The sequence below is a fragment of the Micromonospora sp. NPDC048835 genome, assembly GCF_040649995.1.
GTDB lineage: Bacteria > Actinomycetota > Actinomycetes > Mycobacteriales > Micromonosporaceae > Micromonospora.
This window is the reverse complement of sequence record NZ_JBEZGM010000009.1, coordinates 245290-251289: the sequence shown is the minus strand read 5'-3', so window position 1 is coordinate 251289 and position 6000 is coordinate 245290. Positions and strand designations below refer to the sequence as shown.

At 72.1% G+C, this 6000-nt stretch carries 5 protein-coding genes and 1 pseudogene; all 6 read right to left on the bottom strand.

Annotated elements, in window-relative coordinates; genetic code table 11:
• Positions 1-161: 161 nt before the first annotated feature.
• Positions 162-1244: pseudogene (locus AB0C15_RS14095) on the bottom strand (hypothetical protein); the annotation flags it as partial.
• Positions 1241-2209: a transketolase C-terminal domain-containing protein gene (locus tag AB0C15_RS14090; RefSeq protein WP_357351709.1), complete on the bottom strand. Its 969-nt coding sequence runs from the start codon at positions 2207-2209 to the stop codon at positions 1241-1243. The pseudogene AB0C15_RS14095 and the gene AB0C15_RS14090, both read right to left, overlap by 4 nt.
• Before the next feature lies 1 nt (position 2210).
• Positions 2211-3182, bottom strand: a complete 972-nt coding sequence (locus tag AB0C15_RS14085) for a thiamine pyrophosphate-dependent dehydrogenase E1 component subunit alpha (RefSeq protein ID WP_357351707.1) — start codon at positions 3180-3182, stop codon at positions 2211-2213.
• On the bottom strand, positions 3179-3961 hold the full coding sequence (locus AB0C15_RS14080) for a DUF3050 domain-containing protein (RefSeq protein ID WP_357351705.1): 783 nt from the start codon (positions 3959-3961) through the stop codon (positions 3179-3181). Before AB0C15_RS14080 ends, AB0C15_RS14085 begins: the two co-directional genes overlap by 4 nt.
• Before the next feature lies 1 nt (position 3962).
• Positions 3963-4892 carry a phytanoyl-CoA dioxygenase family protein gene (locus AB0C15_RS14075; protein ID WP_357351703.1) on the bottom strand — a complete coding sequence of 310 codons (930 nt, stop codon included), beginning with the start codon at positions 4890-4892 and terminating at the stop codon, positions 3963-3965.
• On the bottom strand, positions 4889-5980 hold the full coding sequence (hppD, locus tag AB0C15_RS14070; protein WP_357351701.1) for a 4-hydroxyphenylpyruvate dioxygenase: 1092 nt from the start codon (positions 5978-5980) through the stop codon (positions 4889-4891). The genes AB0C15_RS14075 and hppD overlap by 4 nt, the downstream gene beginning before the upstream one ends.
• Positions 5981-6000: the final 20 nt, after the last annotated feature.

Below are 6000 nucleotides of genomic sequence, written 5' to 3'. Positions count from 1 at the left end.
GTCTGTTCCTAGGCGCTCCTGGAGGACCTTCGGGACCAGGACACTGCCGTCGGCCTGCTGGTACTGCTCCAGGATGGCCGGGAAGAGCCGGCTGGATGCAGGATGGCGCCGCCCCGGTCCACGGCGGCGCGCACACCGTCGGCCCAGTCCGCCGCGCTCAGCTCCGGGCCGAGCAGCACACCGTGCCCGGCCGAACCGTCGGCCGGCTTCGCCACGAGCGTGGCCTGCTCGGCGATTGCCCGGTCCAGCACCGCGGCGGTCAACGACACCGTGTACGGCACGTGCCGGCGGATCAGCGCCTGGTCGTCGGCGGGCAGCCCGTCCACGTCCTCCCACAGCCAGCCGAAGGTGGTCTTGTTGCCGAGCAGCCAGGCCGCCGCCGACACGAACATCGGCAGGGTGCCGGCGGCGAGGGCCATGGCCACCGCGTCCAGGCCGGCGGTCGGGGTGACCCGGTTGGGCACGAACAACCGGAACAGCGCGTCGACAGGCGCGCCGTCCACGACCAGGCGGTTGTCGACGTCCAGGGTGGCGGTGGCCACCGGCGCGATGACCAGGTCGATGCCGAAGTCACGGGCCCGTACGGCGAGAGGGTCGAGGATCCGGATGAAGGTCTGTGGGTCGTCGAGGCCGGGGTAGTCGCCGTCGAAGTCCATCAGCAACGCCACCCGCGCGCCCTCGGGCAGCCGCAGCTCCTCGCGGATCGCCACGAACCGCTGGTCCAGCAGCGACGGCGCGGCCCGCACCGGCAGGTCGTCGAGGATGCCCTGCTCCTGGTAGAGGGCCGCGTACCGCTGGACGACGGTGTCGGCGTCGAACCCGCCGCCGAGGCTGCTGTCGATGTTGTACTCGACGAACTTCGGCACCCCGCCGGAGAAGATCACATCCGGGCGGTACGCGGCCAGCAGCGCCTCGGTCAGCGGCTCGGACTCGTCCAGCAGGCGAGTCTCCCCCACCGGCACCCCGAGCAGCCGGCGCAGCTCGCCGGCGGTGCCGGCCCGACGACGGCAGGCGTCGAGGATGAGCTGGGCGAGCCGGTCGCAGACGTCGTTGAGCTCCCGCCAGGCGTCGGCGGTGAGCACCGGAGGGCGGGCCAACCGCCACTGCTTGTTGTACGTGGCCCGACCGTGGAAGACCTGCTCCCAGGCCGCCGCTCCACTGGCCACCATGGCCCGACGGGCCGACTCCGGCAGGTCGGTCCAGGCCCGGTCCGCCGGCGGCCACGGGTAGTTCGGGTCGATCATGATGAGTCCTTCATGGTCAGGTGGATGGCGGTGGCGAGCTGGTGCCGGCCGGGCTGGACGGCCCGGTCCAGGGCCGGCGCGAACGGCAGCACCGCGCCGTCCGGCCGGGTCACCCGGCGCGGTGGGGCGAGCAACCGGACCCGCTCCACCACCGAGGCGATGATCTCGGCGGCCATCCCGCAGGAGCGGTTGCCGTCGTCGAGCACCACGAGTCGCCCGGTGCGGGTCACCGACTCGGTGAGGCCGTCGATGTCGAACGGGTACAGGGTGCGCGGGTCGAACACCTCCACCGAGACCTGGTCGGCCAGCTCCTCGGCGACCGCGAGCGCGTCGTGCACCAGGTGCCCGATCGCGACCACCGTCACGTCGTCGCCGAAGCGGTGGATCCGCCCCCGGCCCAGCGGCACCGGCGACAGGTCGTCGACGTCGTCGCGGACGTCCATCGCGGCGGCGGGGGCGAACACCACCACCGGGTCGTCGTGACGGATCGCGGTGACCAGCAGCCCGTACGCGTCGGCCGGGGTGGCCGGCACGACGGTGACCACGCCGACGTGGGCGAAGAGGCTGTACGGGTGGTCGGAGTGCTGCCCGGCCCACCCGGTACGCGAGCCGGAGCCGGGCACCAGGTAGGTGACGGGGACACTGCACTGGCCGCCGGTCATCAACGGGAACTTGTGCGCGTGGTTGACGATCTGCTCGAAGACCAGGAACAGCAGCGACGGGATCTGGAACTCGATCACCGGCCGCAGCCCGGCCAGCGCCGCCCCGGTGGCGAAGCTGGTGAACGCCTGCTCGGACAGGGGGGTGTCACGGACCCGTTCGGTGCCGAACCGCTTGGCCAGCCCGGTGGTCACCAGCGACGCCCCCACCTGGATGTCCTCGCCGAGCAGGAACACCGCCTCGTCGCGGGCCAACTCGTCGGCGAGGGCCCGGGTCAACGCCCGCCGGTACGACAGTCGGGGCACCTCACCCACCTCCGGTGCGAGCGGTCAGGCCACTGGCGTACAGGTAGGTCAACGCGTCGGCCGGGTCGGGTTCGGGGCTGTCCAGGGCGAACCGGACCGCCGCGTCGACTGTCGCCTCGACCTCGGCGTCCACTGCTGCCCGGTCGGCGTCGGTCAACCGCTCACCCTGTATGCGCACCGGGTCCCGGGACCGGGCACGGGTCACCTCGTCGGGTGGGCGGTAGTCGAGGCGTACCGCGTGTTCGAAGGTGTGGTGGGCGTCGAAGCGGTGGGTCCGGGCCTCGATCAGCTCGGGGCCGCCGCCGGCGCGCATGCGCGCGACGGCGGCGGACGCGGCGACGCGTACCGTCTCGGGGTCCTGACCGTCGACCTCGGCGGCCGGGATGCCGAAGGCGGTGGCCCGGCCGGCGATGCTGCCGGCCACCGCGCCGGCGACCGGCATGGTGGTGGCGTAGCCGTTGTTCTCGCAGACGAACAGCACCGGCACCCGCCAGAGCGCGGCCAGGTTGAACGCCTCCAGCAGCATCCCCTCGTTGACCGCGCCGTCGCCGAAGAAGCTCACCCCGACGGTGTCGCGGCCCCGTCGGCGGTGGGCCCAGACCGCGCCGGTGATGATCGCACCCGAGGCGCCGACGATCGCGTTGGCGCCGAGCACCCCGATGCTCAGGTCGGCGGCGTGCATCGAACCGCCCCGGCCGGCGTTGAGGCCGGTGACCCGGCCGCACAGCTCGGCGAGCATCCGGGCCGGGTCGGCCCCCCGGGCCAGGACGTGCCCGTGCCCGCGGTGGGTTCCGGCAAGCACGTCGTCGGCGCCCAGGGCCGCGCAGACGCCGGCGGCCACCCCTTCCTGACCGAGGTACGGGTGGATGCCGCCGGCGATCTGCCCGCCGTGGACCAGCTCCACCGCCCGTTCCTCGAACCGGCGGATCAGCCGGACCGTGCGGTAGAGCCGGACCGGGTCGGCGTCGGTCACGCCGGGCCCTTGATGGCGGCCAGGATGTCGTCCCAGAGCCGGGCCCGGGCGGCCAGGGCGGTGTTCACCGTGTCGGCGCACTCCCGCCACTTGGTGTCGTCGTCGCCGCACAGGTCGGCGAGCATCTGCATGGCCATCGGGGTGTGCTGTTCGCCGTCGACCTCGATGTGCCGCTCCAGGTAGTCGACGAACGTGTGCAACCGGTTGCTGCGCTCGTTCACCGAGACGACCTGGGTGAACATGTCCGGGATCAGGTCCTCCCGACCGAACGCGAAGGCCGCCGCCTGGCAGTGCACCGGGGTGGACTCGATGATCTGCCAGGTCGTCGCGGCGAACCTCGCCGAGGCGGCCGGCGCGCCCGCCTCGGTGAGCGCCTCGGTGACCGGCCGGCCGGCGCGCAGCAGGTCGACGAGCGCGTTCACCGCGGTGGTGTCCGCGCCGGCCTCGGCCATGCCCCGCACGTACAGCTCGAAGTGGCTGATGTAGCCGCCGTCCAGCTCGTCGCTCTCCTCGACCATGACGATGTCGTTGATGAGGCGGCGGCTGCCGGTCGGAATCCACGGCACGCTGACGCAGGTCAGTTGCCGTTGCAGCGACTTCAGCAGGGACATGAGGTCCCAGACCGCGAAGACGTGGTGCTCCATGAAGGTGACGAGCGCCTCGTGGGTGTCCAGGTTGGCGTAGAGCGGGTGCTTGACCACCACGTCGCGCCGGTCGGTCACCGCCTGTTCCAACCGCTCGATGCCGGGGTGTGTCTGGCCCCAGTCGTACCGTGACATGTCAGCCTCCCTGCTGGGCGCGGTGGCGCCAGATGACCGGGCAGTAGTCGGGGTCCGCGTAGTCCGGCCGCCCGTCGTGGGTGCGGCGGACCAGCACGTCGTGGTTGTACGCGGCGAGCGTGCCGTCGGAGAGCGGATACTCCCGCCAGGCGTTGTCGCCGTCCTGCAGGTGCAGCGAGATCGCCTGTCGGGGCCGACCGCTGACGTTGGGCCCACTGCCGTGGTAGGTGCGGCAGTGGTGGAAGCTCACGTGTCCCTTGGGGATCACCATCGGGATCTTGCGGATCTCCGCGCCGTTGTACGCGGCGTTCTCGGCCAGCATCTCCTCCAACTGGCTGCGGTCCCGGTCGGCGAAGTGCCGCACCACGGTGTCGTCCGCGCCGATCTCCTTCCAGCGGTGCGAGCCGTCGACCATGGTGATGGTGCCCATCTCCTCGCCGCAGTCGTGGAAGGGGATGAACGCGGTGAGCATCTTCTCCGACGACGAGGACGCCCAGTAGTGCTTGTCGAAGTGCCAGGGCACGATGTTGCTGGGCTCCCCGTCGATCGGCGGCTTGTAGATCAGCGTGGACTGGAAGACCCGGATCTCGTCGGCCTCGGCCAGCCGGGCGGCGACCGCGCCGATCAGCGGCTTGCGCAGGATCGCGCCGAGCCCGTCGTGCTCGTGGTGGACGTAGTCGTTGTGCCGCTGCACCGGGCCCTTGGACGGGTCCCAGTAGGCGAGCTTCGGTGGGCGTACCGGCAGCCGACGGTCGCGCTCCCCGTCGTAGTAGCGCTGCGTGGCGGCGGCGAGGGCGTCCACCTCGTCGTCGGTGAACACCTTCTTCGACAGGTACCAGCCGTGCTCGGCGTAGTGCCGCACGTCCTCGTCGGACGGCAGCAGCGCCCGCTCCTCGGCGGTCAACGTCGGCTCGTACTCCGTTGCGGTCACGCCCCCACCCCCTGTGGGGTGGCCGCCGCGGCGGCCAGTTCCCGTTCCTTGGCCTCGTAGAGCGCCTTGATGTTGCCGCTGCCGAAGCCCCGCGCGCCGCGCCGCTCGATCAGCTCCAGGAAGAGCGTGCGACGCACGTGCATCGACTCGGCGAAGATCTGCAACAGCTGGCCGTCGTGGTCGGAGTCGACGAGCACCCCCAGCTCGCGCAGCCGGTCCAGCGGGGCGTCCACCTGACCGACCCGCGCCTCCAGGGCGTCGTAGTAGCTGGCCGGCGTGCCGGCGAAGCGCACCCCGCGCCGGCCCAACGCCTCCACCGCGCCGACGATGTCGTCGGTGCGCAGCCCCAGGTGCTGCACTCCCCCACCGGCGTGCTGGTCGAGGAACGCGTCGATCTGCCCCGGCCGCCGCGAGCGGTCCGGTTCGAGCAGCACCACGGTGACCCGCCCGGTCGGGCTCTGCACCACCTTGGAGTTCATCGCCTGCCCGTCGACCTCGATGTGCTCCTCGAAGATCTGCGCGAAGCCGAACAGCGCCTCGAAGTGCCGGACCGTCTCGTCGAGCTGGCCGGGCGGCACGCAGACCGCCAGGTGGTCGATCTCGGCGAGCACCGGCGGGTGGCCCGGCGACGTCGACGTCGCCGGGGTGATGGCCCCGGGCAGGAAGTCGCCCCGCTCACCCCGGCGCTGCACCAGCCGGTGCCGCACGTCGGCGAAGCCGTCCACCTCGGCGACCACCACCTCGGCGTCCGCGCCGGTGCGGGTGGTCGGCGGCGTCACCCCGGTCGCGCCCCGACCCACCAGCTCGGCGTACGCGGCCGGCACGTCGTCGACCTCCACCGCGACGACCGCGATGCCGTCGCCGTGGCGCTGCACGTACCGGGCGGCCGGATGGTCGGCGCTCAACCCGGAGGTGAGCAGCAGCCGGATGTCGCCGTGGCAGAGCAGCAGCGAGCGCTGCCCGGCCAGCCCGGTCTCCGGACCGCCCTGGCCACAGATCTCGAAGCCGACTGCGGTGCTGAAGTAGAAGGCCGCCTGTCGGGCGTCCCCCACGTAGAGTTCGATGTGGTCAATGCCACGGATGTCCATGTCCCCTGATAACCCTTCCC

Bases quoted from the DNA above. Each gene is read 5' to 3' on its own strand.
- AB0C15_RS14080 (WP_357351705.1), bottom strand. From the start codon at position 3,961: ATGTCACGGTACGACTGGGGCCAGACACACCCCGGCATCGAGCGGTTG.
- hppD (WP_357351701.1), bottom strand. From the start codon at position 5,980: ATGGACATCCGTGGCATTGACCACATCGAACTCTACGTGGGGGACGCC.